At 65.5% G+C, this 26284-nt stretch carries 23 protein-coding genes and 1 tRNA gene; 8 read left to right on the top strand and 16 right to left on the bottom strand.

Annotated elements, in window-relative coordinates:
- Positions 1–22: 22 nt before the first annotated feature.
- The gene (locus P8R33_RS11490; RefSeq protein WP_278329101.1) at positions 23–1894 is read right to left on the bottom strand and encodes a peptide MFS transporter; all 1872 of its coding nucleotides are present in this window, start codon (positions 1892–1894) and stop codon (positions 23–25) included.
- A gap of 217 nt (positions 1895–2111) precedes the next feature.
- Between P8R33_RS11490 and P8R33_RS11495 the strand changes: the two genes are divergently transcribed.
- The 4 genes from P8R33_RS11495 to P8R33_RS11510 all read left to right on the top strand — a co-directional run bounded on the left by P8R33_RS11495 (position 2112) and on the right by P8R33_RS11510 (position 3811).
- Positions 2112–2453 (top strand): GntR family transcriptional regulator, encoded by a 342-nt coding sequence (locus P8R33_RS11495; RefSeq protein ID WP_278329102.1) that lies wholly within the window; start codon positions 2112–2114, stop codon positions 2451–2453.
- A gap of 157 nt (positions 2454–2610) precedes the next feature.
- Entirely contained in the window at positions 2611–2892 is a 282-nt protein-coding gene (locus P8R33_RS11500; protein WP_278329103.1) for an integration host factor subunit beta, read from the top strand.
- Positions 2893–2961: 69 nt separating this feature from the next.
- Positions 2962–3046: transfer RNA gene (locus P8R33_RS11505), tRNA-Leu, on the top strand.
- A 138-nt stretch (positions 3047–3184) separates the two neighbouring features.
- Positions 3185–3811: a PilZ domain-containing protein gene (locus P8R33_RS11510; protein ID WP_278329104.1), complete on the top strand. Its 627-nt coding sequence runs from the start codon at positions 3185–3187 to the stop codon at positions 3809–3811.
- Positions 3812–3830: 19 nt separating this feature from the next.
- Here the strand turns inward: P8R33_RS11510 and msrB are convergent, their stop codons facing one another.
- The 4 genes from msrB to P8R33_RS11530 all read right to left on the bottom strand — a co-directional run bounded on the left by msrB (position 3831) and on the right by P8R33_RS11530 (position 8113).
- Complete coding sequence (gene msrB, locus P8R33_RS11515; protein ID WP_278329105.1) at positions 3831–4328, bottom strand: peptide-methionine (R)-S-oxide reductase MsrB; 498 nt, start codon at positions 4326–4328, stop codon at positions 3831–3833.
- Positions 4329–4418: 90 nt separating this feature from the next.
- Positions 4419–5759, bottom strand: a complete 1341-nt coding sequence (locus tag P8R33_RS11520; protein ID WP_278329106.1) for a cytochrome P450 — start codon at positions 5757–5759, stop codon at positions 4419–4421.
- Positions 5760–5906: 147 nt separating this feature from the next.
- Entirely contained in the window at positions 5907–7115 is a 1209-nt protein-coding gene (locus P8R33_RS11525) for an ABC transporter permease (RefSeq protein WP_278329107.1), read from the bottom strand.
- Entirely contained in the window at positions 7112–8113 is a 1002-nt protein-coding gene (locus P8R33_RS11530) for an ABC transporter ATP-binding protein (protein ID WP_278329108.1), read from the bottom strand. Before P8R33_RS11530 ends, P8R33_RS11525 begins: the two co-directional genes overlap by 4 nt.
- Before the next feature lie 37 nt (positions 8114–8150).
- Here P8R33_RS11530 and queG point away from each other — a divergent pair, with 37 nt between their 5' ends.
- Positions 8151–9206 carry a tRNA epoxyqueuosine(34) reductase QueG gene (gene queG / locus P8R33_RS11535; RefSeq protein WP_278329109.1) on the top strand — a complete coding sequence of 352 codons (1056 nt, stop codon included), beginning with the start codon at positions 8151–8153 and terminating at the stop codon, positions 9204–9206.
- Here the strand turns inward: queG and P8R33_RS11540 are convergent.
- The 10 genes from P8R33_RS11540 to P8R33_RS11585 form a co-directional block, all read right to left on the bottom strand.
- On the bottom strand, positions 9184–10416 hold the full coding sequence (locus P8R33_RS11540; protein ID WP_278329110.1) for an NAD(P)/FAD-dependent oxidoreductase: 1233 nt from the start codon (positions 10414–10416) through the stop codon (positions 9184–9186). The two genes, queG and P8R33_RS11540, sit on opposite strands and share 23 nt — an antisense overlap.
- Positions 10417–10473: 57 nt before the next feature.
- Positions 10474–15180 (bottom strand): NAD-glutamate dehydrogenase, encoded by a 4707-nt coding sequence (locus P8R33_RS11545; RefSeq protein WP_278329111.1) that lies wholly within the window; start codon positions 15178–15180, stop codon positions 10474–10476.
- Positions 15181–15332: 152 nt separating this feature from the next.
- The gene (locus P8R33_RS11550; protein WP_278329112.1) at positions 15333–16325 is read right to left on the bottom strand and encodes an LLM class flavin-dependent oxidoreductase; all 993 of its coding nucleotides are present in this window, start codon (positions 16323–16325) and stop codon (positions 15333–15335) included.
- The gene (locus P8R33_RS11555) at positions 16322–17155 is read right to left on the bottom strand and encodes a tetratricopeptide repeat protein (RefSeq protein ID WP_347569050.1); all 834 of its coding nucleotides are present in this window, start codon (positions 17153–17155) and stop codon (positions 16322–16324) included. The genes P8R33_RS11550 and P8R33_RS11555 overlap by 4 nt, the downstream gene beginning before the upstream one ends.
- Before the next feature lie 6 nt (positions 17156–17161).
- Positions 17162–17902 (bottom strand): alpha/beta fold hydrolase, encoded by a 741-nt coding sequence (locus P8R33_RS11560; protein WP_278329114.1) that lies wholly within the window; start codon positions 17900–17902, stop codon positions 17162–17164.
- A gap of 57 nt (positions 17903–17959) precedes the next feature.
- Complete coding sequence (locus tag P8R33_RS11565; RefSeq protein ID WP_278329115.1) at positions 17960–19036, bottom strand: M48 family metallopeptidase; 1077 nt, start codon at positions 19034–19036, stop codon at positions 17960–17962.
- Between the two features lie 4 nt (positions 19037–19040).
- The gene (locus tag P8R33_RS11570) at positions 19041–20132 is read right to left on the bottom strand and encodes a YjgN family protein (RefSeq protein ID WP_278329116.1); all 1092 of its coding nucleotides are present in this window, start codon (positions 20130–20132) and stop codon (positions 19041–19043) included.
- A gap of 75 nt (positions 20133–20207) precedes the next feature.
- Positions 20208–20402 carry a helix-turn-helix transcriptional regulator gene (locus P8R33_RS11575; protein WP_278329117.1) on the bottom strand — a complete coding sequence of 65 codons (195 nt, stop codon included), beginning with the start codon at positions 20400–20402 and terminating at the stop codon, positions 20208–20210.
- Positions 20399–21016, bottom strand: a complete 618-nt coding sequence (locus P8R33_RS11580; protein ID WP_278329118.1) for a hypothetical protein — start codon at positions 21014–21016, stop codon at positions 20399–20401. Before P8R33_RS11580 ends, P8R33_RS11575 begins: the two co-directional genes overlap by 4 nt.
- Positions 21013–21195: a hypothetical protein gene (locus P8R33_RS11585; RefSeq protein ID WP_278329119.1), complete on the bottom strand. Its 183-nt coding sequence runs from the start codon at positions 21193–21195 to the stop codon at positions 21013–21015. The genes P8R33_RS11580 and P8R33_RS11585 overlap by 4 nt, the downstream gene beginning before the upstream one ends.
- 161 nt (positions 21196–21356) lie before the next feature.
- Between P8R33_RS11585 and P8R33_RS11590 the strand changes: the two genes are divergently transcribed.
- The 3 genes from P8R33_RS11590 to P8R33_RS11600 all read left to right on the top strand — a co-directional run bounded on the left by P8R33_RS11590 (position 21357) and on the right by P8R33_RS11600 (position 26119).
- Positions 21357–23018 (top strand): alkaline phosphatase D family protein, encoded by a 1662-nt coding sequence (locus tag P8R33_RS11590; RefSeq protein WP_278329120.1) that lies wholly within the window; start codon positions 21357–21359, stop codon positions 23016–23018.
- Between the two features lie 325 nt (positions 23019–23343).
- A complete protein-coding gene (gene thrS / locus P8R33_RS11595; RefSeq protein WP_278329121.1) occupies positions 23344–25365 on the top strand; it encodes a threonine--tRNA ligase in 2022 nt (673 codons plus the stop codon).
- 7 nt (positions 25366–25372) lie between these two features.
- Positions 25373–26119, top strand: a complete 747-nt coding sequence (locus P8R33_RS11600) for a sulfite exporter TauE/SafE family protein (protein WP_278329122.1) — start codon at positions 25373–25375, stop codon at positions 26117–26119.
- Between the two features lie 4 nt (positions 26120–26123).
- Here P8R33_RS11600 and P8R33_RS11605 read toward each other — a convergent pair whose 3' ends face one another.
- Positions 26124–26252, bottom strand: coding sequence for a hypothetical protein (locus P8R33_RS11605; RefSeq protein ID WP_278329123.1), 129 nt, complete (start codon positions 26250–26252; stop codon positions 26124–26126).
- Between the last annotated feature and the right edge of the window lie 32 nt (positions 26253–26284).

Genomic DNA, 26284 nt, shown 5'->3' on the forward strand with positions numbered 1-26284 from the left:
TTCGTCGAGACGTGTCCGCCGATCAGCGGTTCTCTTCGTGCTTGCCGGGCATTTGCGGATTGGTCGCGGGGTGCATGCCGGCTTCCTGCGCCTCCAGACCGGCACCGGCCTGGCCTTCGAGATCGTCGCCGACATTGTCGTCGCGCAGCGTGTCGAGATGCAGCAGCTTCTTGACCAGCGGGCTGAGCACCATGACGCCAACACCGATACCGACGGCCCACCAGCCGACGGTGCCGTAAACGTCGAGGACCAGTTGCTTGCCGGCCTCCTCGCCTACACCCTCGGCGCCGGTGGCCGCGGCGATCAGGCCGGCGGCGAAGTTGCCGGTGGCCGACGCAAAGAACCACGTGCCCATCACCAGCGAAGCGATATGTGCCGGGCTGAGGCGGTTCATGGCCGAGAGGCCGACCGGGCTGAGGCACAGCTCGCCGGTGGTGTGCAGCAGGTAGATCAGGAAGATGAAAATCACCGGCGTCGGCACGTTCACACCCACGCTTTCCGCGCCCCAGACGAGGACGAGAAAACCGAGGCCGACCTGCACGACGGCGAGACCGAACTTCATCGGCGTGCTCGGCTCCATGCCCTTGCGCGCCAGGCCCTGCCACAGCATCGCGAAGACCGGCGCGAGCAGGACGATGTAGATCGCATTGACCGACTGGAAGATCGATGCGCTGACGCCTGCCGTATCGACGTGACGGTCGGTAAACAGGTTGAGGCTGGATCCGGCCTGTTCGAACAGCGCCCAGAAGACCACCGAGACGATAATCAGGAACATGGCCGCGAAGATGCGGTCGCGCTCGTGGAAGGTCTTCACCATCGATTGCTGGATCAGGACCCCGATGAGGACCAGCAGCGAAGCGCCCGCCGTGTACTGCGCCGGCTCGCTACCCTGCGAAGCCGCGATCAGCGAGACGATCAGGCCGACCGCGCTGGAGATGTAGATGAAGAAGGGCACCGTCGGTGCCGCTTTCCACGACCCGTAGGCCATCTGGAAGGTCACGATCGAGAGGACATAGGCGACTAGCGCCCCGCCGAACCCGCCAAGCAGCACGCCGACGAGTTCCTGGTACTGGATGGCCAGCCAGCAGAGTGCAACCATGCCGAGGCCCGCGCCGTAGATCAGGTATTCCTTGCCGCCTGCAATGCGTTCCGGATGCTGCGGTTCGCCCTTGCCGCGCAGCAGCGGCTTGCCGATGACGAAGAAGACGAGGCCGATGAGCATGCCGAAACCGGCGAGGCCGAAGCCGTATTCCCAGCCCACCGTCTGGCCGAGATAGCCGCAGATGATCGAGGCAGTCGCCGCGCCGACGTTAATGCCCATGTAGAAGATGGTGTAGGCGGGATCGCGGCGGATGTCGGTGCGCGAATAGAGCTGCCCGACGAGCACCGAGATGTTCGCCTTGAGGAAGCCCGAACCCACGATGATCAGCGCCAGCGCAAGCCAGAACACATTGAGCATCGGGTTATCCTGGCCAAGCGACCCGTCGCCCTCGAAAGCCATGAAGAAGTGCCCGAAGGTCAGCAGGACCGCGCCGAACAACACCGCCTTGCGCTGCCCGACATAGCGGTCCGCAAGATAGCCGCCGACGACCGGGGCGATGTACACCAGCGCGGTATAGGCGCCGTAGATGACCGAGGCTTCGGCATCGGAGAACAGCCAGTGCTGGACGAGGTAGAAGATCAGCAGGGCGCGCATGCCGTAATAGGAGAAGCGCTCCCACATTTCGGCCATGAACAGCAGGAACAGGCCCTTGGGATGGCCGATGACCTCTTCCTGCGGGCGGGTGACAAGCACCATTCCGCCGATGAGGAACGATACCAGCGCCACGACCGCGATGCGGAAGGCCCACATCTCGTACGCGGAACCGAAAGTGAAGAAGGCGCCTTCGACCATGGTGTCCGATTATCCCTATTCATGCGGCAGGCGCTCGAACGCGCGCCGCCTCCCCGAAGAAAGCGGGCACCCTAGCGGCTCAGGCGCGCATGTGAAGCCTTAGTTACAGTCGTGACCGCATTGCGCGCTGCTGAATGGCACACGTCGGGCAGTGGGCGGGAACCTTGTGCGCCGCGCTGTATTATGGCACTGTAGCAGTCTGTCTCGGGGAATCGCGATGTCAAACCAGAACAAGCCGGTCTATCTGAAGCTGCGCGACATGATTGCCGCGGCCATCATCGACGGGCGCTATGCCGAAGGCGAGATGCTTCCCTCGGTTCGGGCGCTGGCATCGGAGCAGGGCGCCAATCCGCTGACTGTCGCCAAGGCCTACCAGCAATTCCAGAATGACGGTCTGGTGGAAGTGCAGCGCGGCGTCGGCATGTATGTCGTCCGCGGCGCGGCGGATCGTCTAAGGCAGACCGAGCGGCGCGCGTTTCTCGACGAGGAGTGGCCGGAAATCCGCGCCCGGATGAAGCGCCTCGGCGTGGAACCGGCCAAGCTGCTTCAGGACGCCTGACTGGGCCGATAATCCACGGAAAATCCTAACTTGCGGGCAGGCGGGGGTTCTGCCACTATCGCCTCGTCTAGACACGCAAGGGATCGCGCGTCGGGCGGGTCGCGAAAAACACACATCGTGCTGGCTGCCGAAAGCGGAGCCGGTCGGGAGAACGCAGATGATCCGTTCCGAACTTCTGGCTGCCCTGGCGCAGGACAACCCCGACTTGCGTAACGAGGAGGTCGAGCAAGTGCTCGACATTTTCTTCGAGGAAATCGCCCAGCGCCTGGCAGAGGGTGGCCGCGTCGAACTGCGCGGTTTCGGAGCCTTCTCCACGCGCGAACGCGAAGCCCGCAAGGGCCGCAATCCGCGGACCGGCGAATCGGTCGATGTTCCGGCAAAACGCGTGCCCTATTTCAAGCCGGGCAAGGATATGCGCCGCCGCCTCAACGAGGACTGACCTCGCGCGGCCGGCCCCTGTCATCGGCGATTGCGTCGCTCTTCTTAAAACCCTAACCCTTCCGCCGCGGCGGGTGTGGCGGAATGGTAGACGCCGGGGACTTAAAATCCCCTGAGCTTTGCTCGTGTGGGTTCGAGTCCCACCACCCGCACCATCGGCGTCCGCTTGGCCCTGGACCGCCTTATCCCCGTGTTAACCCGTAGATGCCTATTTCCCATGATTGAACGCCGTTCGGGATAGGGGATTTCGAACGGACGGTTGTGAGCCGTGAGCGATTTGGGGTTGGGCGAACATGGATTTCACGGCGGGGCATCTGGCTGCCGATACGAACACCGACAACGGAACGGAGAAACGCGCCGCCGAGCGCTATACCTCGCTGATCCGTGCGGCGAAGCTGGTTTGCGGACAAGGCGAATTCGTCTGCGTCATTCGCGACGTCTCGGCGACCGGGGTCAGTATTCGCACGTTCCACGCGCAGCCGACCGACGCTGCGATCGCCCTGGAACTACAGAACGGCGAAAGCTACGAGCTGACCAAGGTTCGCTCGCGCGACTTCGACGCCAGCTATAAATTCGCGGAAAAGATCGATGTCGATCGCCTGATCCAGGAGAACTGGAGCTTTCCCAAGCGCCAGCTACGGCTCAATATCATGATGCCGGTGACCGCCTCGACGCTGACCCAAAAGTCCAACGCCTTCATCACCAACATCTCGCAGCAAGGCGCGCGGCTCGAATGCGACAATGTTTTCGCAGTCGACCAGAGCCTGCGGATCACAAACGAATTCCTGAAGGAGACGCGGTGCAAGGTGCGATGGCGGCGCGATGCGAACTATGGCCTGGCGTTCGAGAACTTCCTCTCGCTGCGGGAATTTGGGCTTCTCGCCGCGCGGGTACAGTGCCCGATCCTGCTCAAGAACTGAGTCGGTAGATCCGGCCCGATCAAGCGGGGCGGAAGTCCATCGCGACGCCGTTGATGCAGTGCCGCTTGCCGGTCGGCTTGGGGCCGTCGTTGAAGATGTGTCCCAAATGCCCGCCGCAGTCGGCGCAATGCACTTCGGTGCGCGGATAGCCGATCTTGTAATCGGTGCTGGTGCCGACCGCGCCCTTGTCGATCGGGGCCCAGAAGCTCGGCCAGCCGGTGCCGGATTCGAACTTGGTTTTCGACGAATAGAGCCGGTTGCCACATCCGGCGCAGGTGAAGGTACCGGCGCGCTTTTCGTCGTTGAGCGGCGAGGAATAGGGCCGCTCGGTCGAGGCATTGCGCAGCACGGCGAATTCGCTCTTGGTCAGCTTCTTGCGCCACTCCGCCTCGCTCAGCCTGACCGGGAAGGTCTTCGCCTCGGCCCGGCCAGACCCGCATGCGGCGAGCGCAGCGAAGCTGGCGGAGGCGCCGATCCAGCCGAGAAAGCCGCGGCGGGTGGGTACGGTCTTGGTCATCGTGTCTGCTTCCATGATGCGGGGAGGATAGCGCACCGCATCTGAACTACGCTTGAAAGCTGCTTCAGGTTACAAGCGCGGGCATCGAGCTTAGAACTCGGTGACCTCGACCTCGAGCTTGCGGAAGCCGTGCACGAAATTCGCCCGCACGCGCTCGATGTCGCCGGCAACATGCACGCGGATGCGGCGCTTGTGTAGCTCCTCCAGCAGGATCCGCAGCTGCAGCTCTGCCAGCCGCGCACCGACGCAGCGGTGGATGCCGTAACCGAAAGCGATGTGCCGCCGCGCATTCTCGCGCGTCAGGTCCAGCTTGTCGGGGTTCTCGAACACCTCCTCGTCGCGATTGGCGCTGAGATACCAGAGCACGACCTTGTCGCCCTTCTTGATCGTCTGGCCGAACACTTCGGTATCCTCGGTGCAGGTGCGGCGCATATGGGCCAGCGGGGTCTGCATGCGAAGCATTTCCTGAACCGCATTGGGGATCACATCGGGGTTCTGTTCGAACAGCTTGCGCTGGTCGGGATTCTTGTCGAGCTGGTAAACGAAACCGCTCATCGAATTGCGGGTCGTGTCGTTGCCGCCGACGATGAGAAGGACGAGATTGCCCATGAATTCCTCGGGGCTCATCTGGTTCATCGCAGGCGAGTGGATCATCATTGAGATAAGATCGTCGCCCGGTTCCTTGTCATGCGTGCGCTCGACCCACAGCGACTGGAAGTACGCGCCCATTTCTCGTAAGAACCCCCAGCGCATTTCGTCGAGTTCGCGCACGCTGGCGAGTTCGGTATCGCCCGACCAATCGGACCAGAAGGTCAGCAGGCGGCGGTCCTCCCAAGGGAAACCGAAGAGGATGGCAAGCATGCCGGTGGTGAGCTCGATCGAGACCTTGTCGACCCAGTCGAACACCTCGCCGCGGGGCAGGCTATCGAGCAATTCGCCGGTGCGCTGGCGGATCTCGGGTTCCATCTCTGACATGCCGCTCGGAGTGAATTTCGGGGCGACGGTGCGCCGCTGGCCGGTATGCTGCGGACGGTCCATGGCGATGAACATCGGCAATTCCCGGCGCCCCTCAATACCGGACGCCGCCAGCTCTTCTTCCGTCAAGCGGTTGAGGATGGTAATCCCGCCATGCTCCCAGCTGGATGAGAACACATCCGGCAGGGCCTCGATATGCTGGATCGCCTTATGGCCGACCACCGCCCAGTACGGGCCGAAGGGGCTTTCGGGAATGTAATGCAGTGGCCCCGCTTCGCGCATTTCGCGAAAGATCGGGTGCCAGGTGTTTTCGGCATAGATGTCGCTGCGGCTGACATCCCATTTGTGCGGATGCTGGAGGCGCTGCTCCGGATGGTCTTCGAAATGCTTCTTCAGCGCATCGTAGGCAGTCGGCTCGGAGCGGACTTCGGGGCGGGTGACAGCGGCAGTAGCCATGGTTCTCTCCTCGTCGGAGCGACTCTGCGATGCGGTCGCTCTCTTCGTTTCGCATCCTGCCCTAACTGACATTGGTGTCAACAGTGCGTTGCGAATCGGAACCTATCTATTGCAGAAATCGGCGTTGCGCTTGTCGGGATGCGACAGTCAGGCGGTTTTTGTCCCGCCGACGTGCCCTTTCACCGCGCGTCCCGCCTTGCCGGATTTCATCACCCGGCGCTTGAACAGCAGCGCACCGAAGCGGACGAACAGCACGACGCAAAGGGCCTGCCACACCAGCGCCAGCCCATGCGGCCACAATGCATCCGACAGGGCGGCGCGGGCGAGCATGGCGAAGGGCGAGGACAGCGGAAAGATCGCCGCGGTCAGTTCCAGCGGAGAGCCGGGCGTGGTGATTGCGGCGGCGGCCAGGAAGAACACCAACAGCTGCATCATGGTGACCGGCATGGACAGCGTCTGCACCTCGCGCACGGTCGCCGCCATCCCGCCGATCGTCAGGAACAGCGAACCGAGCAGCAGGTAGCCCATCGCGAAATAGGCGATGCCGAGTGCGATGAACGCCGGCCAGCCCAGCGCGGGCTCGGGCAGTTGCGGCAATTGGTTGCCGAGCAGCAGGGCGGCAACTCCGCCGAAGCTCGCCCAGACTGCGATGCCGACAAAGCTTACGCCGAGCATGGCGAAGAGCTTGCCGAGGAACACCGCGTCCATCGGGATGGCCGCGGCGAGGACTTCGATGACCTTGTTGGCCTTTTCCTCGACCAGGTTGGACAGCACCATCCCGGCCAGCAGCATCATCAGCAGGAACAGGATCAGCTGGCCTGCCTGCGCGGTGCGGATGCGTTCGCTGCGCGAAGTAGCGGCGCTGGAGGCGACCGGCTCGCTTGCGATCTCCGGAAAACTGCTGGGCGAACTGCCGTTGGCTGTCGCCGCCAGCAGGGCGACGGGGCCGCGCCAGCGTTCGATCTGGTCTTCGGGTGCCACGACTACAGGCGCGTCCAGCGTTCCCGTCACGACCGCAGCGAAATTCGTACCTTTGCGCTTCAATATGTCTGCGGGAGGCTCGCCGCTCGCATCGGGAACCAGCCGCGGCAGATAGCCGATCTGGTCGGAAAGCGCGCCCGAGGCGGTCTGGAGCGCCGCCGTGTCGGCCTCGCTCATCGCGACTGCCACGAGGTTGGTCGCCACGTCGCGCTGGACCTGGCCGCCGATGCCGCCTGCCAGCGCGCCGATGACCAGCGGGAACAGCGGGCCGAGCAGGAAGAAGAAGAACGCGCGGCTGAACAGGATCGCGCGGAAATCGCGCCGGGCGACCACGCGCGCAGCTTCGAACAGCGAGAGGCGGGTTGTATCGCTCATCGGCCAGTCTCCAGCGCGTTGTCTTCTGCCAGCGCGCGGGCTGCGGCCTCACCGGCGATTTCGACGAAAGCGTCGTGCAGCCCGGCACGCTCGATCGAGAGCGAGAGAATGCCCGCGCCGCCGTCGATCAGGCGCTTGAGCAGCGTTTCGATCCCGCTGTCGGGAACCGGGAAGTACCAGAAGTGATTGCCGCCCGCTTTCGCGTCGTGGCGCGCATCGCCCGGCAGGGCGGAGCGCCAGTCGCCGCTGTCGACCTTCGTTTCGAGCCGCACTTGCGCCGGGATCCGGTCGCGCGCCGCGTCGACCGATCCGGCATAGGGCACCTTGCCGCCCGCGATGATCGCGACCTCGTCGCACAGGCGTTCGGCGTGGTGGATGACGTGAGTCGAAAAGATCACCGTGGTCCCGCTCTGCGCCAGTTCGCGGATCATCACCTCCAGCTTGCCCTGGTTGATCGCATCGAGCCCGCTGAAGGGTTCGTCGAATACCACCAGCTTCGGGCGGTGCACCAGCGTGCCGAGCAATTGCACGGTCTGCGCCATGCCCTTGGACAGCTGGCGGATCTGGCGGTCCACCGCATGGCCGAGGCCGTGACGCTCGAGCAGCTCGCGCCCGCGCGCCTTGCCCTCGTCCAGCGGCAGCCCGCGCAGAGCGCCGAGGAAGGCGATGGCCTCGTCGCATTTCATCGCCGGATAGAGGCCGCGTTCCTCTGGCAGGTAGCCGATCAGCTTGGCGACCTCGTGCGGGCGGTCGTGGCCGAACACACGGCGCACGCCCTCGTCCGGGTCGATGATGCCCAGCAGCATGCGCAGCGTGGTCGTCTTGCCCGCGCCATTCGGGCCGAGGATGCCGTAGATCGCGCCTTCGGGTACGGAGATGTCCACCCCGTCCACCGCCAGCGTGTCGTCGAAGCGCTTGACGAGGCCCCGCGCCTCGATGGCGAGTTTCGCCGCGGGGTCTGCAGGGGGTCGCGTCATGAAGCCGGTCTCGGTAAGCATCGTGTCAATCTAGTCCTCGCCAGTGAACGGAGCATAGGTGACCGGGGTTAATTCGCAGTTGCAGGCGGACTTGCGCGAGGAAGCGGCGCGGCTGGGCTTCGTCGCCTGCGGCTTTACTTCGGCCGCGCCCGATCCTGTCCGCGCCGAGCGGCTGGGGGATTTCCTGGGCGAAGGCCGCCATGGCTCTATGGAATGGATGGAGGCGCGAAAAACCCAGCGCGCATCGCCACAGGGGCTCTGGCCCGAAGCGCGGAGCGTGATCGCGCTCGGCATGAGCTACGCGCCCGACGGCGACCCGCTGGCGCTGGAAAGCGAGCCGGAAAAGGCACGGATTTCGGTCTATGCGCAGGGGCGCGACTATCACGATGTGGTCAAGAAGGCGCTGAAAGCACTTGCCCGCTGGCTGATCGCGCGGGAGCCGGAGAGCGAGCTCAAGGTCTTCGTCGACACCGCGCCGGTGATGGAAAAGCCGCTGGGCGAGGCGGCGGGAATCGGCTGGCAGGGCAAGCACACCAACCTGGTCAGCCGCGAGCACGGCAGCTGGCTGTTCCTCGGCGCGATCTATTCGACTCTGCAATTTGAGCCCGACGAGCCGCATGCCGACCGCTGCGGCAATTGCCGCGCCTGCCAGGATGCATGCCCGACCGATGCTTTTCCGAGTCCGTACCGTCTCGATGCGCGGCGCTGCATTTCCTACCTCACCATCGAGCACAAGGGGCCGATCCCGGAGGAATTCCGGACCGCGCTCGGCAATCGTATCTACGGCTGCGACGACTGCCTTGCCGTCTGCCCGTGGAACAAGTTCGCCGATGCCGCGCACCGACATCTCAAGCTCGCCCCGCGCAAGGAGCTGATCGCGCCGGATCTCGCGCGCTTCCTGCAATTCGATGATGTAAGCTTCCGCCAGTTCTTTTCCGGATCGCCGATCAAGCGGATCGGGCGGGATCGCTTCGTGCGCAACTGCCTCTATGCTGCGGGTAATAGCGGCCAGGCGGCGCTGATGCCGATGGTGCAAGCTCTGACCGACGATCCCGACCCGGCGGTGGCCGACGCTGCGCGCTGGGCGCTGGTCAGCTTGACGCCATCTCCTTGAGCTGCGTCTCGCTATCGGCGAGCAGCTCCGGATCGATCTGCGCGCGGTCGACCACCAGCTTGCGACCCTGCACGTAATCCTTGACGGAGTTCACGCAGTCGAGCGCAGTTACGCGGCCCTCTTTCAGATAGACCACGCTGAATTTCGATGCTGCCGGATCGCCGCGCAGTACGGTGCTGTCGTAGCCGTTGGAGATGCCGACAGTCTGGAGCTTCAAATCGTACTGGTTGGACCAGAACCATGGCACCGCGTTGTAGTCCTGCTTGTCGCCCATGATCGCCTTGGCGGCACAGCTTGCCATGTCGTTGGCATTCTGCACCGATTCCAGCCGCAGCACGGCGTTGTCGGCGAAGGGGTTGGCATGGCTGGCGCAGTCGCCGATCGCATAGATGTCGTCGATCGTCGTGCGGCAGAAGCTGTCGACATCCACGCCGTTGCTGCCCGCCGCGCCGGCCGCGATCAGCGGACCGACGGAGGGAACGATGCCGATGCCGACCAGCACCACGTCGCAGGCGATCCGTTCGCCATCGGCAGTGACGACTTCGCCGGCCTTGCCGTCCTGCACCTCGATCCGCTCGACCGCGGTGTCCAGCCGCAGGTCGACACCTTGCGCGCGGTGATACTCGGCATAGAAATCCGACAGTTCCGGACCCGCGACGCGCGCCAATACGCGGTCGAGCATCTCGAGCACGGTGACTTCGCAGCCCAGTTTGCGCAGGACGGCCGCCGCTTCCAGCCCGATATAACCCGCACCGACGATGACTGCGCGCCGCGCCCCGCCGTCGATCTCGGCCTTCAGCGCATCCACGTCGCGCCGCGTGCGGACATAATGGATGCCCACCGCGTCGCAGCCGGGGCAGGAGAGCCGCCGTGCGTCGCCGCCACCGGCCCAAATCAGCTTGCGGTAGGTTACCGCGCTGTCGTCCGACAGCGAAAGCTCGTGCCGCACCGGGTCGATTTCGTTGACGTTGCAGCCCAGCCGCAGGTCGATATTCTTTTCGGCCCAGAATTTCTCGGGCCGGATCATGATCCGCTCGAACGGCTTGTCGCCGGCGAGATATTCCTTCGACAGGGGCGGGCGCTCGTAGGGTGGATTGCGGTCGCGGCTGACCATGAGGATGCTGTCCTCATGGCCGTTCTGGCGCAAGGCGATCGCGGCCTGGGCACCGCCGTGCCCCGAACCCACTATGACGACGTCGTAATGCTCCATCGGCGCTGTGGCTGGCGGGAAAACGCCTGCCGGTCAAGCGTAGCGGCGCCAGGGCCGCTACCGCCCCAGAAGGTTGCGCGCCATGCTGGCCACCTGGGCGAGCATGGCCGGGGCGACCGGCGACTGCGCCTGCGCGCGGGCGATCATCGTGCGGAACCCGCGCACCGCCACATCCTGTTCGTCGGCCCATTTTTCCACCGTGCCGGGCATGTCCTTCTTGGCATCCTTGCGGCGCGAGAGGCGGCGCAGCAATTCCAGCCGCATCTGCTGGAAATCGCGGGCGAGGCCCGACACGAGCAAGCGCTCCCAGACGTCCGACGGGCTCATCATCGCGGCGGTGGACTGCGCCCAGTCGAGGCCTAGACGGCGCCCGATCTCGGTGAATCCGAGCGTCAGGCCCTTCGGCTCGATACCCGTATCGCTGGCCAGCTGGGCCAGGCCGACCGAACCGTCGAGGTCGTAGAGATGGCTCACCCGGGCGGCGAATTTCTCCGGCGCTCCCGCTTCGGTCAACTGCGCCTCGAGACGCGCGGATTGCTGGCGCGATTCGGCCGAGAGGAGCTGGTCGGTCGCTTCTGCCAGCACGCGAACGCCCTTGCCCAGCTCGGCGACCAGTGCGCTCGGATCGACCTTGCCCGACGCGCTGCGCAGCACGTCGGACATGAGATTGCCGACCGCTGCGGCGAGCCGGTCGAACAGCGTCAGGCGCGCCTGTTCCGACATGTCTGCCACGTCGATTTGCGCCCACAATTCCTCGAGCCCGAACAGTTCCTCGCAGGCCACGAAGGCAGCGGCGACCTGCGACAGCTCGACGCCCTCTTCCTCGGCCAGTTCGAAGGGATGGATCGTGCCCAGCCGATTGACGATCTGGTTGGCCAGCTTGGTCGCGATGATCTCGCGGCGCAGCCGGTGGCCCGCGATCTGCGCCTTGAACTTCTTTCGCATCGGCTCGGGGAAGGCTTCGAACAGCGTGCTTTCGAGCAGCTTGTCGTCGGGCAGGTCGCTATCCTCGATGGCCGCCTGCAGCACCAGTTTGGTGGACGAAAGCAGCACGGCAAGCTCCGGACGGGTCAGCCCCTGCCCGTCGGCCGCGCGGCGGAGCAGTGTCTGGTCGTCGGCCAGCCCTTCGGTTCGCCGGTCGAGATTGCCGCCCGCTTCCAGCGTTTCGATGATGTGCCGCTGCGATGCCATGGCGCGGTCGCCGCCGATCTCGGCAATGGAAAGCGCGAGCGCCTGGAGGCGATTGTCTTCCAGCACGAGGTCGGCGACCTCTTCGGTCATCGATTCGAGCAGTTCGACGCGCTTGGGTTCCGAAAGCTTGCCCGCGCGCTTGGCGGCAGCGAGCGCGATCTTGATATTGACCTCGTTGTCCGAGCAATCGACCCCGGCCGAATTGTCGATGAAGTCGGTATTGCTGCGCCCGCCGATGTGGGCGAATTCGATTCGTCCCGCCTGCGTGATGCCGAGGTTCGCGCCTTCGCCGATCACCTTGGCGCGCAGTTCTCGCCCGTCGACGCGCAGCGCATCGTTGGCCGGATCGCCGACCTGCACGTTGTTCTCGTGCGTGGCCTTGACGTAGGTGCCGATGCCGCCGAACCAGATCAGGTCGACCGGCGCTTTCAGAATTGCGCTTATCAAAGCATCGGGTTCGATCTCGTCCTGTTCGATGTCGAGCTTGGCCTGCATCGTCTTCGACAGTTTGATACTCTTCGCGTCGCGCGGGAAAACTCCGCCGCCGCGGGAGATCAGGTCGCTGTCGTAATCTTCCCAGCTCGATCGCGGCAGGTCGAACAGGCGCTTCCTCTCCTTCCAGCTTTTCGCCGGATCGGGATCGGGGTCGAGGAAGATGTGCCGGTGGTCGAAGGCGGCCACGAGCTTGATCGCCTTGGAGAGCAGCATCCCGTTGCCGAACACGTCGCCCGACATGTCGCCGCAACCGACGACCTCGATGGGCTCGCTCTGCACGTCGACACCCATTTCGAGGAAATGCCGCTGGACCGATACCCAGGCGCCGCGGGCGGTGATACCCATCGCCTTGTGGTCGTAACCCTTGGACCCGCCGCTGGCGAAGGCATCGTCGAGCCAGAAGTCCCGGCTTTCCGCGATGGCGTTTGCCACGTCGGAGAAGGTCGCCGTGCCCTTGTCGGCAGCGACGACGAAATACGGGTCCTCGCCATCGGTGATGACCACGTCCTCGGGATGCACGACCGTGTCGTTCACGATATTGTCGGTGACCGACAGCAGCGTGCGGATGAAAATCTCGTAGCTGGCGCGCCCTTCCAGCGCCCAGCCCTCGCGGTCGATAGCGGGGTTGGGCAGCTGCTTGGGATAGAAACCGCCTTTCGCGCCGGTCGGCACGATCACCGCGTTCTTCACGCGCTGCGCCTTCATCAGGCCGAGGATTTCGGTGCGGAAGTCGTCGCGCCGGTCGGACCAGCGCAGGCCGCCGCGCGCCACCGGGCCGGCGCGCAGATGGATGCCTTCGATGCGGCGCGAATAGACGAAGATCTCGCGATAGGGAATCGGCTTGGGCAGGCCCGGCACGCGGGCACTGTCGATCTTGAAGCCGAGAGCCTCGCCTGCCGCCGGAGCGAAGGCATTGGTCCGCAGGATCGCGTCGATCAGCGAATTGTAGAGCCGAAGCAGGCGGTCGTCGTTGATCGCCTTTACCTTGGACAGGCCGCGCTTGATCGCGGCGCGCGCATCCTCGATCGCCTGTTCGCGACCGCTGCCGAAATCGGGATCGTGCCGAGCGGTGAAGAGCGCCACCAGGGCGCGGGTCACATCGGGTGCGGCGGCCAGCGCATCGACCACCGTGTAGATGGTGAAGCCCATGCCGACCTGCCGCAAATAGCGGTAGAAGGCCCGCAGCCAGTTGGCCTCGCGCGCCGACAATCCGGCTTCGGGCACGAGCCGGTTGAAGACATCGTTCTCCGCTTCGCCGTTCAGCACGGCGGCAATGGCTTCCTCGATCGCGTCGGCACGCTCTACCAGCGCGGCAGGATCGCCGCCCGGCTTCAGCTCCAGCCGGAAGTCGTGGATCGTGCCGAGCCGTCCGTCGTCCAGCACGGTCGGCATTTCCGACTGCACATGGAAGCCGAAGTTTTCCAGCGCGGGCACGCCCTCGGAAAGCGGCAGGCTGCCTTCCGACTGATAGAGCTTCAGACGCAGGCAAGTTTCGGCTTCCCGCTCGCACTGATACATGCGCGCACCGCGGGCGATCTCTTCGCTTTCGGCGCTGGCGCCAAGCCGGTGCAGCCGCACGATATCGAGCGCGGCTTCCTGCGGCCCGAACCGGCCGCGGAAGGCAGTCGGGAAACTTTCGGCAAACCGCATGGCAAGCGCAGCGGCGCGCGGCGGTTCCTCGGTCTGGCCGAGTTCGGCCTCGACCGCTTCGCTCCAACCGCGCAGCAAAGTCTGCAGGCGCTCTTCCAGAGCCACCTCGTCGGGGGCGCCCGAGCCGTCGCGAATGTCGAGGACGAAGCGTAGCGTCGCGAGATTGCCGCCCTCGACCTCGAGGCTCCAGTCGAGCAGGCGCGCAGCGGCGGTTTCTTCGAGCAGCGCCTGGATCTCCAGCCTCACCTGCGTCGCCAGCATGTCGCGCGGCAGCCAGACGAAGGCGAAGAGGTGGCGCGCCAGCGGCGCTTCCACCAGTGCCAGACGCGGGCGGGGGCGGTCGACCAGGCTCATCATGGTCGTCGCGACGCGATCGACGTCTTCTTCCTGGAAACCGATCATCAGATCGTGCGGCAGCGTCGTCAGCGCATGCACCAGCGCCTTGCCCGCATGGCCGCCCTCGTCGAAGCCATAGCGATCGTAGAGCCGCTGCAGCTGCTCGCGCAGGCGCGGGACGGCGCGCGGCGGAGCGGCCAGCGCGGCGCTGGTCCAGACGCCTGCGTGCAGCGAAAGCGCGACCAGCTTGCCGCCTTCGCGCAGCGGCACGATCAGCACGTCGAGCGGCACCCGCCGGTGGACGCGGCTGAGGTGGTTCGCCTTGATGACCAGGGGTACGCGGGTGTTCTGTTTGTCGTCGAACCACGCGAAGGCGCGGTCGAAAGACGCTTCGGCGAGCAATTGTTCGGTGCTGGTACGGCAGATGCCCAGCGGATCGTCCTGCGTGCCGTCGCGGTGCCGTGTCACATGGCCAAGCTGCGTCAGCATCCCCGAATTGAGCCATTCGAGCAGCGCCGCGCCCTCTTCGTCGACATCGGCAATGCGATTGGCATCGGCGGCCATGGCGGCTTGCAGTTTCGGCCAGTCTTTCACAGCGGCGCGAACGTCCTTCAGCGTTTCGACGATGCTGTCATCGAGCTGGCGGCGTGTCTTCGCATCGACCCGCGCGGTTTCGAGGTAGATCATCGATTCCCAATAGGCATCCTCCGGATCGCCCTCGGGAATGGCCTTCAGCACACAATCCTTCTTGCGCTCCACCGGGACGACCGGGTGGACGAGATGGTCGATCGAAAGGCCGAGCGCGGCAATCGCCGCGGCCAGCGAATCTACCAAGAACGGCATGTCGTCATTGACGATGGCGATGCGCGTGAAGCGGCGGTCTTCGGTCGCGCTTTCGACATGGATGGCAGGCTCGCCGAATTCGCGCTGGTAGGCCGTTTCGCCGAGGAAACGCGCGGCCTCGTTTATCTTCGCGTCGGTAATCGGCGTATCGCCGCGCAGCAGCGACTGGCGCATGCGCTCCACCAGCTCGGCGTGCAGTTTCTTGGACAATGTGCCGGACTTCGCTTTGGCGGCGCTCTTCGAACCCATGGGGACCTCTCGCAGGATCGCGTAGTATCGTTACTTCGCCACGCAATTTTCGACTCATGCGGCGAAGATGTCAGAGGCCGCGCCTAGGCCCCTTGTCGGCGCGTCGCAAGGTGGCACATGCGCAGACGTGCATTCCTATGCGAAACGGCGGGTTACGCTACGGCGCGTAAGGGCTGGAGCGCGTCCATCGCGAGCTCGAGCGAGCGGATGCGCGCCGCAGCGTCATAGGTGCTGCCGCCGAAAACGATCTCGTCGGCACCGGTGCGCGCGACGAAGCCTTCGACCGTGTCGCGGGCCGTTGCGGGCGTGCCGATCGCGCTTGCCTGGCCGATGTGGGCGAGCATGGCCTGCGCCTGGGGGGGCAGGCTTTCGCGGAAGTTCTCGCGCGGCGGGGGCAGCTTTCCGGGCCGCCCGGTCCGCAGCGCGACGAAGGCCTGGAGCTGCGAGCTGGCGAGATAATCGGCCTCGTCTTCGCTGTTGGCGACGAACAGGTTCATCGCCGCCATGACATGCGGCTTCTCGCAAGCTTCCGATGGCTGGAAATCGCGGCGATATAGTTCAAGCGCGGCATCGAGGTGATCGGGCGCGAAATGGCTGGCGAAGGCGAAGGGCAGGCCGAGTTTCGCGGCCAGCTGCGCGCCGAACAAGCTCGATCCGAGCATCCAGAATTCTGGCTCTGCGCCGCGTCCGGGTGTGGGGTGGATCGCCCCTTCGCCCTTCATCAGCGCCATCAACTCGACGACGTCCTGCGGGAACATCTCGGCGGCGCGGTGCAGGTCCTTGCGCAGCGCCCGCTGCAATTCCGGCCCCGCCCCCGGAGCGCGGCCAAGGCCGAGGTCGACACGGCCGGGAAACAGCGCATCGAGCGTGCCGAATTGCTCGGCGATTTGGAACGGCGTGTGGTTCGGCAGCATGATGCCGCCCGATCCGATGCGGATGGAGCTGGTGGCATTGCCGATATGCGCGAGCACGACCGAGGTCGCACCGCCGGCGATACCTTCCATCGCGTGATGCTCGGCAACCCAGAAGCGTTTGCAGCCCGCGGCCTCGGCAGCTTTCGCAAGGTCGGTCGCGGCGGTGAGCGCATCGCCGACGCTGCCGCCTTCGCGAACGGGGACGAGGTCGAGGACGGAAAATTCGGTCATTGGGCAAGTTGCTCCAGATAGGCGCGGGCGCGGTCGGCTTCTGTGCTTTCGGGTGCGACCAGCAGGACCGATTCGAAGCTGCGCCGCGCGTCGTCATCGCGGCCGGACAGGGCGGCGATCACGCCGGCCTCAAGCCCGATCGCCGGGTTGCGCGGATCGATTTCGGCAGCACGCTCGATCTGTTGCTGCGCCTCGCCCAGCCGATCGAGGCGGCGGGAGAGAGTGGCCGACAGCAACCATGCGCGCGCATTGGCCGGGTCCTCTGCGCGGGCCGAGGCGAGCGCCTCTGCCGCATCCTCCTGCCGACCCGCCGCCACGAGCGCACGGGCGCGGTCGACATGGAGACTCGCTGCGAGAGCGCCGTCGCCCGCTGCCGTCGCATGGGTGATGGCCTGCGCGAACAGCGGCTCGGCAGTGGCGGGCTTGTCGTCCGCCAGCGCGGCATTGCCGGCCATCGCCGCCAGCCGGGCGCGGTAAGCGGGCAGGGTATCCGGCGCTTCGGCACTGGCAGTCTCGAAAATCGTGCGCGCTTCTTCATACCGCTCCAGCCTCACCAGTCCCAGCCCGAGGCAATGTGCCGACTGCGCCAGCTCGAGATCGCTTTCCACCTGCACGCGCCAGGCCTGCGCGAAATCGAGCGCCTCTTCCGGCTCGCTGGTGGTCAGCGCGAGGCAACGCGAGAGATACTCGCTGCGCGGGGACGGCGTCGTTTCGACGACTTCGGCAGTGTCGCGCTGCGGGCGATTCGCCAGTTCGTCGGGAACATCGGGAATCGAGCCGACGGATGGATTGGGGCCGACCTGCATGATCAGCAGGGCAAGGGCGGACATGAACACTCAAACGTCTCCGGACAAAGATTCGACCGTGCGCAGCAGCAGGGCAATATCCTGCTCGCGCGACAGCCGGTGATCGCCGTCCTTAACCAGCAGCAACTGTACCGCATCCGAACGCAGCGCTTCGGCCAGCTTCATGCTGATCTGCCATGGCACGTCGGCATCGCATTGGCCGTGCAGCAGGCGCACCGGCGCGTCGATCGCGATTTCGCTGTCGAGCAATCGCTGCTCCTGCGCGTCGGCGAAGAAGCCGGGGTGCATCGGGGTCGGCTCCGGGCCATAGGGATTGGGATCTTGAACCGTCTCGCCGGCGCGTAATTTCGCCTTGTCCTCGTCGGAGCGGCCCCATTCGGTGAAGTCGGGCGCGGAAGCGATGCCGACCAATCCCGCAAGCCGCTCGCCCAAGGCAGTGCCGACCAGCAGCATCAGCCAGCCGCCCATGGACGAGCCGATGACGATGACCTGCCCTTCGACCTGCGCCTCGATCAGAGTCAGCACTTCTTCGGTCCAGCGCGACAGCGTGCCGTCGGCGAAATCGCCCCCGCTCGACCCGCAGCCCGAATAGTCGAGCAACAGGCAGCCCTGCCCGCGCGCCCTGGCCCGGTCGAACAGCGCAGTCGCCTTGCCGCCATCCATGTCGGACATGTAGCCGGGCAGGAAGACGAGCGTCGGACCCGCGCCTCGCGTGTGGCGGAAGGCAATGCGCCGACCATCGGGCATGGTGTGGAATTGCGTGTCGCTCATGGCGTCACGATGTCGAACCTCGGTGGCTCGAATGCAAGCCCGGCTCCGGGCGCGGCCTCAGAAGAAGTCGAACTCCTCGACGTCGGGATCGTCCTCGCACATCGACTGGAGCGCGGCGAATTCTCGCTCCGACAGGACGGGCGGATAGTCCGCGTTTCCCTTCGCCGCGTTCCTGTAGGCCCGCGCGCGTTCGCCCGCCGCAGGGTGGCTCGCCAGCCAGCCCGTCATCGCATTGCTCTCGCCATCGTCGCCATATTCCTCGGCCATGCGCTCGAAGAAACCCGCCGCGCCCAGCGGCGAGACATCGCTTTCGGAGAGGCGCGCGCGGGCATAATCGTCCGCCTCGCGCTCGGCATCGCGCGAATAGCCCATGGAGGCGACGCCGAAGACCGTGTCGCCGACGCCCGAGTTTGCACCCGCCAGCAGCACCGACATGCCGAACTGGCGCAGCAGCGCGGTCATCACATGCCGCTCGCGCACATGGCCGACCTCGTGGGCGAGCACACCGGCGAGCTCTTCCGGGCTTTCGGCCTGCTGGATTAGGCCGTCGAACAGCAGCACCTGCCCGCCGGGCAGCGCCACCGCATTGACCATGTCGATATTGGCGACACCCGCATTCACCTGCGTCGCCGCCGGATCGACCTCGTCGAGCAGCTTGGCGAGGGCTGCGTCGCCTTCGGGCGTGCTGCACAGCCGGCCGCCGAAATCGCCGATCATCGCCTGGCCCAGATTGCGCTCCCAGCTTTCGGGCACGCGCGGGCCGAGCCATTCGGGCGCGGTCATGAAGAGCGCCACGGCAACCGCGCTGGCCGCAGCGAAGATGACGGCGGCCTTGCCCAGGCCCAGCCGGTCGATCCACGCGCCGTATTCGCTTTTTTCAGGCAAATGCCGCGCCAGCCCTGGCGGCATGTCGGCGGGCAGGGTCAGCCGGAAGTCGGTCTCGCTCTCGCGGCGGTAGAAAACATGCTCCCCCCGCGCCTCGCCGAAGCGCAGGTCGTCCAGCGGCACGGCAAGCTGGCTGGTCGGCGCATCGAGCAGCAATTGCCCCCCGCCGTCCCAGCGCGCGGGGCCTTCGTGGCGGACGGCCGAATGCCCGTCATACCAGCTGGCCGCGACCTGGAAGCTGTCGTCCATCGGCTCAGATCGCGCCCATGTCGAAGGCGTCGAGCAGGCCCTCGCCATGCCTGGCCGTCTTGGTGGTCGACTGGGTCAGCTCGTCGAGCAGGATCTCGCCGCTCGCCTCCAGGTGGGTGATGAAAAACTTCCAGTGCCGATAGGACAGGAAGATCAGTCCGATCCCGAGCGTGAACACGACCAAAAGGGCATCGCCGACCAGCAGCTTGACCCACTCCAGCGTCGATGCCTCGAAGCTGAAATCGAGATCCTTCCACCGCGTCGCGCCGACCACTTCGCGATAGAACTTGGCGTAGAAAGCCACCGCAATCAGGCCGAGGCCGAGATAGAAGAACAGGATCAGGCCGATGGCTCCGAACACGCCGCCCAGCGCCATCCCGTCCTCGCCGCCGATACCGTAGCCGGCGAGCATGCCCATGGCGGCCATGAACAATCCGCCGAGAAACAGGATGATCGGGGCGAGATAGAACAGCAGGAAGCGAGCGAACACGCCGCCCGATTCGGCATTGGCTTCGAACCGGTATGGCCCGAAGCTCATCTTGCTCCAGCGCTCGTTCCACAGGCTGGTCATCGACCAGGGGATCAGCAGGCCGAGCGGGAGCCAGCCGACGATCGTCTTCCACATGTAGGACAGGCCGAACACGAAACCGGGATTGTCGCTCCCCCCGCGGATGCCCCGCCAGCGCGTGCGCGACAGGCGATAGCGCAGCGCCCGGAAGCGCGCGACGCCCATCAGGTAGAAGATCGCGACGAATGCCAGCACGCCCAGCGCCGCGCCGATCTCTTCATAACCGCGCGCGATCAGCGCCTGCGCGCCGAAGGAGATGATGAAATAGGGCAGTCCGAACAGGACCAGCACGATCAGGAAGCCGAAGAACAGCTCCTTGCCCGTTCCGGCCCATTCGAGATGCTCGTCGACGAAGCGGCTGCGCGACCACAGATATTGCCGCTCGCGCGTGGTGGCCCAGAAGCGGTAGATTCCCAGCGTGACGATGGTCAGCAGCAGATTGGTGAAAGCGATCGGTGCGAATTCGCGCCAGTTCCCTTCGAACACGAAAGCGCTTTCGCCGCCCTCGCCATCGTATTTACCGTGCATGATGCAGTAAAACCCCTTCGATCCCGTCGCCGGATGCTCGGGGATCGAAGGGGCCGTGTCAATCGCGGTGCGTGACTACGCGTCGCGCTGGAAGATATCCTCGATCGCCAGCTCGAAGACTTCGGCGATCCGGAACGCCAGCGGCAGCGACGGGTCGTAACGCCCCGTCTCGATCGCGTTCACGCTCTGGCGGCTCACCTCCAGCAGGTCGGCAAGCTGCTGCTGGCTCCAGTCGCGTTCGGCGCGCAGCACCTTGAGGCGGTTCTTCATAGCGCGCCCCAAGTGCCGTAGCTGATGCGGTTGGCCACTGCGCCTACGAACTGGCCGAAGAACCATGCGACCGCCCACCAATAGGCATCGAGGTGGATGACCACGCCGGTTGATTCGAGGAACCCCCACAGCGTGGCGGCGGCAAGCGCGAAGCCGGTGGCGATCAGCGCCTGGCGCACAATCAGCATGCGCAGGAACTCGTCCTGCTCCTCCACGATCAGGCGACCGATCGCCCAAAACACGCCGATGATGGCGAAGGCGGGCAGCAGCGCCAGCGCCACGCGGGCGGCAGTCGACGGATCGCCATCGCTCAGCAACGAGACCTGCAGCGCTATGGCGACCAGATAGGCGCTGCTGAACACCACAACGCGCTTGATGTAACGTTGCTGTGCCTCGCCCTTGGCGCTGCAGGGCCCGCGATTGTTCGCGGCCCGGTTGGCCGCGCGCATCGTCTGGAAGAACAGCGCTGCCGGAACGATCAGGAGGATCATGGCCGTGGTCGAGTTGATGGCATCGCTCAGCGCCAACCCCATCGCTGCGCCGAAGCTGGCGAAGGTCAGTCCGGCCCATACGGGCACCGAGCTGCGGAGCGCGTTTTCGCTGCTATCGGTCACGAAAAGACGCCCTTGAGCGACGCGCAGCATTTGCCCGGCCGGATCGTCGCGATCGCCAGTGCCGGGAAGACAATCAGCATCGGTTCACCGACCGCGGCGTCAATTGCGCCCAGAGACACGCCGAGCGCGGTCAGCAGCATGGCAATGGCGAAGCCACTGGAAAGGATCGTACGGTTCATTGGTCAAGCTCCTTTGCTATGGTGTAAAGTGTATTTGTCATAGGAGGCGGGTTATGTCAAGCACACTTTCCAATATGGAGCGCGACCTTTCCAGCAGTGTCGAAAGACTTGTCATGCAGGGGTCATCCGGCGCAGGCAGCAGAATGAGTGAGGAGAAACAAATGATCGCCACCGAACCGCCTGCTGCCGCGAAGCTGCCGTCGCTCGATCGCCGGAGCGTGATCAAGGGTGGAGTGCTCGGCGCAGGCCTCGCCGGGATGCCGCTGGCCGCGCAGGTGCCCGGACGCGGCTTCACGCATGGGGTCGCAAGCGGCGAGCCTGCGGCGAATGGCGTGTTGGTGTGGACTCGGTTCGTGGCTAATCAGGACACGCCGCTGACCTATGAGCTGTCGGAAAGCGCCGATTTCGGCAGTATCGCTGCGGGCGGCACGGTCACGGCCAGCGCGGATAACGACTGGTGCTGCAAGGCGACCGCGCGCGGCCTTGCCCCGGCACGCTTCTATTACTTCCGCTTCGTCGCGCCCGACGGTTCGATGTCCGATGTCGGCCGCACGAAGACACTGCCCGAAGGCCCGACCGAGCGGTTCCGCATGGCGGTGTTCTCCTGCTCCAACATCGCCTTCGGCTGGTTCAACGCCTATGCCCATGCCGCCGATGCGAACGCCTTCGACTGCACGCTGCATTTGGGCGATTATTTCTATGAATACGGGCCCGGCACCTACCCCTCCGCCGACGAGGCCTTGTCCGGCCGTACGCTGTTCCCGGCGAAGGAGATCGTCAGTCTCGACGAATACCGCCGCCGCTATGCGCTCTATCGCAGCGACCCGGATCTGCGCCGCCTCCACCAGATGTATCCGATGATCAGCGGCTGGGACGATCACGAGAGCGCAAACGATTCGTGGGAAGGCGGCGCCCAGAACCACCAGCCCGATAGCGAGGGCGAATGGTCGGTCCGCAAGGCGGCGGCGATCAAGGCCTATCGCGAGTGGATGCCCGTCTCCGACGAGCCTTGGGCGGCTTACGAAATCGGCGATCTCGCCACGCTGTTCCGCCTGGAAACGCGACTAACCGCGCGGGCGGAGCAGTTTTCCTATGGCGATATCCTGACCGGCCAGACCTCCGCCGACGAGGCGTTGGCCGCGCTGACGGCCTTCCGCGAGGGCGACTATCGCGACGCTTCGCGCGAACTGCTCGGGGCGCGGCAGCAGGCGTGGCTGGCGGATGGCATGCGGCGCTCCGCCGGGGCGGGCAAACCGTGGCAGGTGCTGGTGCAGCAGGTCCTGATGGGCAACCTCTCCACCGCGCCCGGCCTCACCGAGGGACTGCCGGGCGATTTGCCCGACTTCATTCGCCAGCGGATCCTGGCAGGCGCGATGGCTGGGCGGGCGGAACTGCCACTGAACATGGATGCGTGGGACGGCTACCCGGCCGCGCGGGAACGGCTGTTGAAATCCGCACTTGACGCGAATGCGAATCTGATCAGCCTCGCCGGCGATACGCACAATGCCTGGGCTTTCGATCTCGACCACGCCGGGCAGCCGGTCGGCGTCGAATTCGGTGTGCAAGGCGTCACGTCGCCGGGGCTCGAAAGCTATCTGTCGTTCATTCCGAAAGACCGGCTGGAGCGCGCGATCGTCGATCACAATCCGCAGCTCCAATGGATGGATTCGGCGCGCCGCGGCTATATGGCGGTGGAACTCACGCCCGGCAGCGCGTCGAGCGAGTTTCGCTTCCTCTCCAGCGTGCGCGAGAAGGGCGCGGGCGTCTCCGCAACCCACCGCATGACCACATTGGCGGGCAGTCGCAGGCTGCAAGCGACTTGAGAAGCGCAGGCTCTAGCGCTATCTGCCCGGCCATGACGCAACTGCGCTTCACCATCACGACTACCACCACCCCGGGTCTCCGGGGGCGGATGGTCGCGGCCTGACCGCAGCCACCGCCGCCCGGTTTCGGGTGGCGCGGCGTTCCTCTCGAAATCGGTTCTTCGTCGGGGCGGCGCCAGCCCTCACCCCCTCCCGGCCACCCACGGGATTATCCTATCGGGTGGCCGGGAGGGGGTGAGGGCCGGAACCGCCTCAAAACAAAAACGCCGCTTCAACGGTGCGCATGCCTGTGCCATGGGCCGCGCAAGGAAACGGACGAGATACGATGACGGAACTGCTCAAAATCAGCCTGCCCGATGGTTCGGTGCGCGAAATGGAACCCGGCAGCACGCCCGGCGATGTCGCTGCCGCGATCGGCCCCGGCCTTGCCAAGGCCGCCATCGCCGCGCGCGTCGACGGTGAACTGCGCGACATCAACCGCCCGTTCGAGGGCGATGCCGAGCTCGCACTGGTCACGAGCCGCGACGAGGAAGACGCGCTCGAATTGGCGCGGCATGATTTCGCGCACGTCCTCGCCGAAGCGGTCCAGTCGCTCTATCCCGGCACGCAGATCACCTTCGGCCCGGCGACGGACGACGGCTTCTATTACGACGTGAAAGCGCCCGCCGACCGCGAGCCGTTCAGCATGGACGACCTCCCCGACATCGAGGAGGAGATGCGCCGCATCATCAAGGCCGACAAGCCGCTGCGCCGCGAAGTCTGGAGCCGCCAGCAGCTCATCGACAAATGGGAGGCCGAGGGCGAGATCTTCAAGGCCGAGTGGGCGAAGGAACTGCCCGAGAACGAGGAGCTGACGGTCTACTGGTCGGGCGAGGACTGGCTCGACATGTGCCGCGGGCCGCATCTCGCCAGCACGGGCAAGCTCGATCCGCAGGCCTTCAAGCTGACGCGCGTCGCGGGTGCCTACTGGCGCGGCGACCAGAACAATCCGCAGCTCACGCGCATCTACGGCACCGGCTGGCTCAACAAGAAGCAGCTCAACGCCCACCTCACGCGGTTGGAGGAAGCTGCCAAGCGCGACCACCGCAAGCTGGGCCGGGAGATGGACCTCTTCCATTTGCAGGAAGAGGCGCATGGCAGCGTCTTCTGGCATCCCAAGGGCTATCGCATCTGGCGCGAGCTGGAGGCTTATATGCGCCGCAAGATGGACAAGGCCGGCTATCGCGAGATCAAGACGCCGCAGCTTATGGACGTGCGCCAGTGGGAGCAGTCCGGCCACTGGGGCAAATATGCCGAGAACATGTTCGCCGTGCCCGACATGGTCCCAGAGGTTGAGGAGTTGGGCGATGGGCCGGCAAACCCCAGCGTCGCGCCCGATGCGGACTGGATGGCGATCAAGCCGATGAACTGCCCGGCCCACGTGCTGGTCTTCAAGCAGGGCATCACCTCCTATCGCGACCTGCCGATCCGGCTGGGCGAGATGGGCTGCTGTCACCGCAACGAACCGCATGGCGCGCTCCACGGGCTGATGCGCGTGCGCCAGTTCACGCAGGACGATGCGCATATTTTCTGCACGGAAAATCAGGTGGTCGAGGAAGTGAAGGCCTTCATCGAGCTGGCCGACCAGGTCTATCGCGACTTCGGTTTCACCTACGACGTCAAGCTCGCCCTGCGCCCCGAAAAGCGCTTCGGTTCGGACGAGGACTGGGACACGGCGGAGCAGGAATTGCGCGATGCCGTCGCGGTCAGCGACATGCAGGGCGAAGGCGACGGCAAGCTCGAAGAACTGCCCGGCGAAGGCGCCTTCTATGCGCCCAAGCTCGAATGGCACCTCACCGACGCGATCGGCCGTACCTGGCAGGTCGGCACGATCCAGGGCGACCGCGTGCTGCCCGACCGCCTCGATGCGAGCTATGTCGGCGAGGATGGCGAGAAGCACCGCCCGGTCATGCTCCACCGCGCGATCTTCGGCAGCTACGAACGCTTCATCGGCATCCTGATCGAGCATTTCGCGGGCCGTCTTCCGGTCTGGCTCGCGCCAGTGCAGGCGGTGGTCGCGACCATCGTCTCCGACGCCGACGATTATGCGAAGGAAGCGGTCGCCAGGCTGGAAGCCGCGGGCATCCGCGTCGAGAGCGATCTTCGCAACGAGAAGATCAATTACAAGGTGCGCGAACACAGCCACGCCAAGGTCCCGCACCTGCTGGTGGTCGGCAATCGCGAGGCCGAGGAAGGCACCGTTGCCATCCGCACGTTGGGCGAAAAGGAGCAGCGCGTGATGAGCCTCGACGAGGCGATCGCCACGCTCAAGGCCGAGGCGACGCCGCCCGACTTGCGCGAGGGCTAGGTCGCCGATGGACCTGCTCGCGGGCTACGGCACGGCGGCCATTGTCGCCGCGCTGGTTGCCGCTTTCGGCTCGGCCTTCGTGCGCGGGCTGACGGGGTTCGGCATGGCGATCCTGCTCGTGCCGATCCTCGCGCTGGCACTGACGCCGGTGGATGCAGTGCTGCTGACGAACTTCCTTTCGGTCTTCATCGGCCTGTCGGAAATTCGCCGCCTGGTGCGCGATGCCGAGCGCTCGGCCTGGGCGATCATCGGGCTTGTCGTTGTGACGACGCCGGTCGGGCTTTTCCTGCTCGGCGCAACCACGCCTGATATCGCGCGCGTGGTGATTGCCTTCATCGCCCTGTCGGCCTTCGTCGCCATCCTGCTGCCTCGGCGCGGGGCGCTGGAGCATCATCCGGCGACGACGGGCGGCGTCGGCATCTTGAGCGGGCTCATGACCGGATATGCCGGCATGCCCGGCCCACCGGTCGTGCCCTATTACGTCGGGCGCGACATCCCGCGCGCCGTGGCTAAGGCCTCTATGCTGCTGATCTTCACCTGCGCTTCGACCACCGGGCTGGTGAGCGGCGCAGCGCTGGGCATGCTCGACTGGGCGCTTGCGCTGCTAGCGGCGCTGCTGTTCCCCGCCGTGCTGGCGGGCAACTGGCTCGGCAACAGGGTGTCGGGCCGGATCGAGGACCGCATCTGGCGCATCTGCGTGGGCGCAGTTCTGGGCGCCGCAGCGCTCGCCGCGCTGTGGAAGGCGTTTGTCTGAGATCTTAGAAAGGCAGGACCGGCCCGGCGAGTACCAGTGCGAGGCCGCAGCCGCTCACGATCAGTGCGCGCGCGAGTTCGGTCGCCGAGATCGGGGCGACATGCGTACGGGCGAGAGCGATAGCCTTGGCCATGCCGCCATTGTCGCGGGCAAATCCTAACGAAG

This window comes from Qipengyuania flavescens (assembly GCF_029688735.1).
Classification (GTDB): Bacteria; Pseudomonadota; Alphaproteobacteria; order Sphingomonadales; family Sphingomonadaceae; genus Qipengyuania.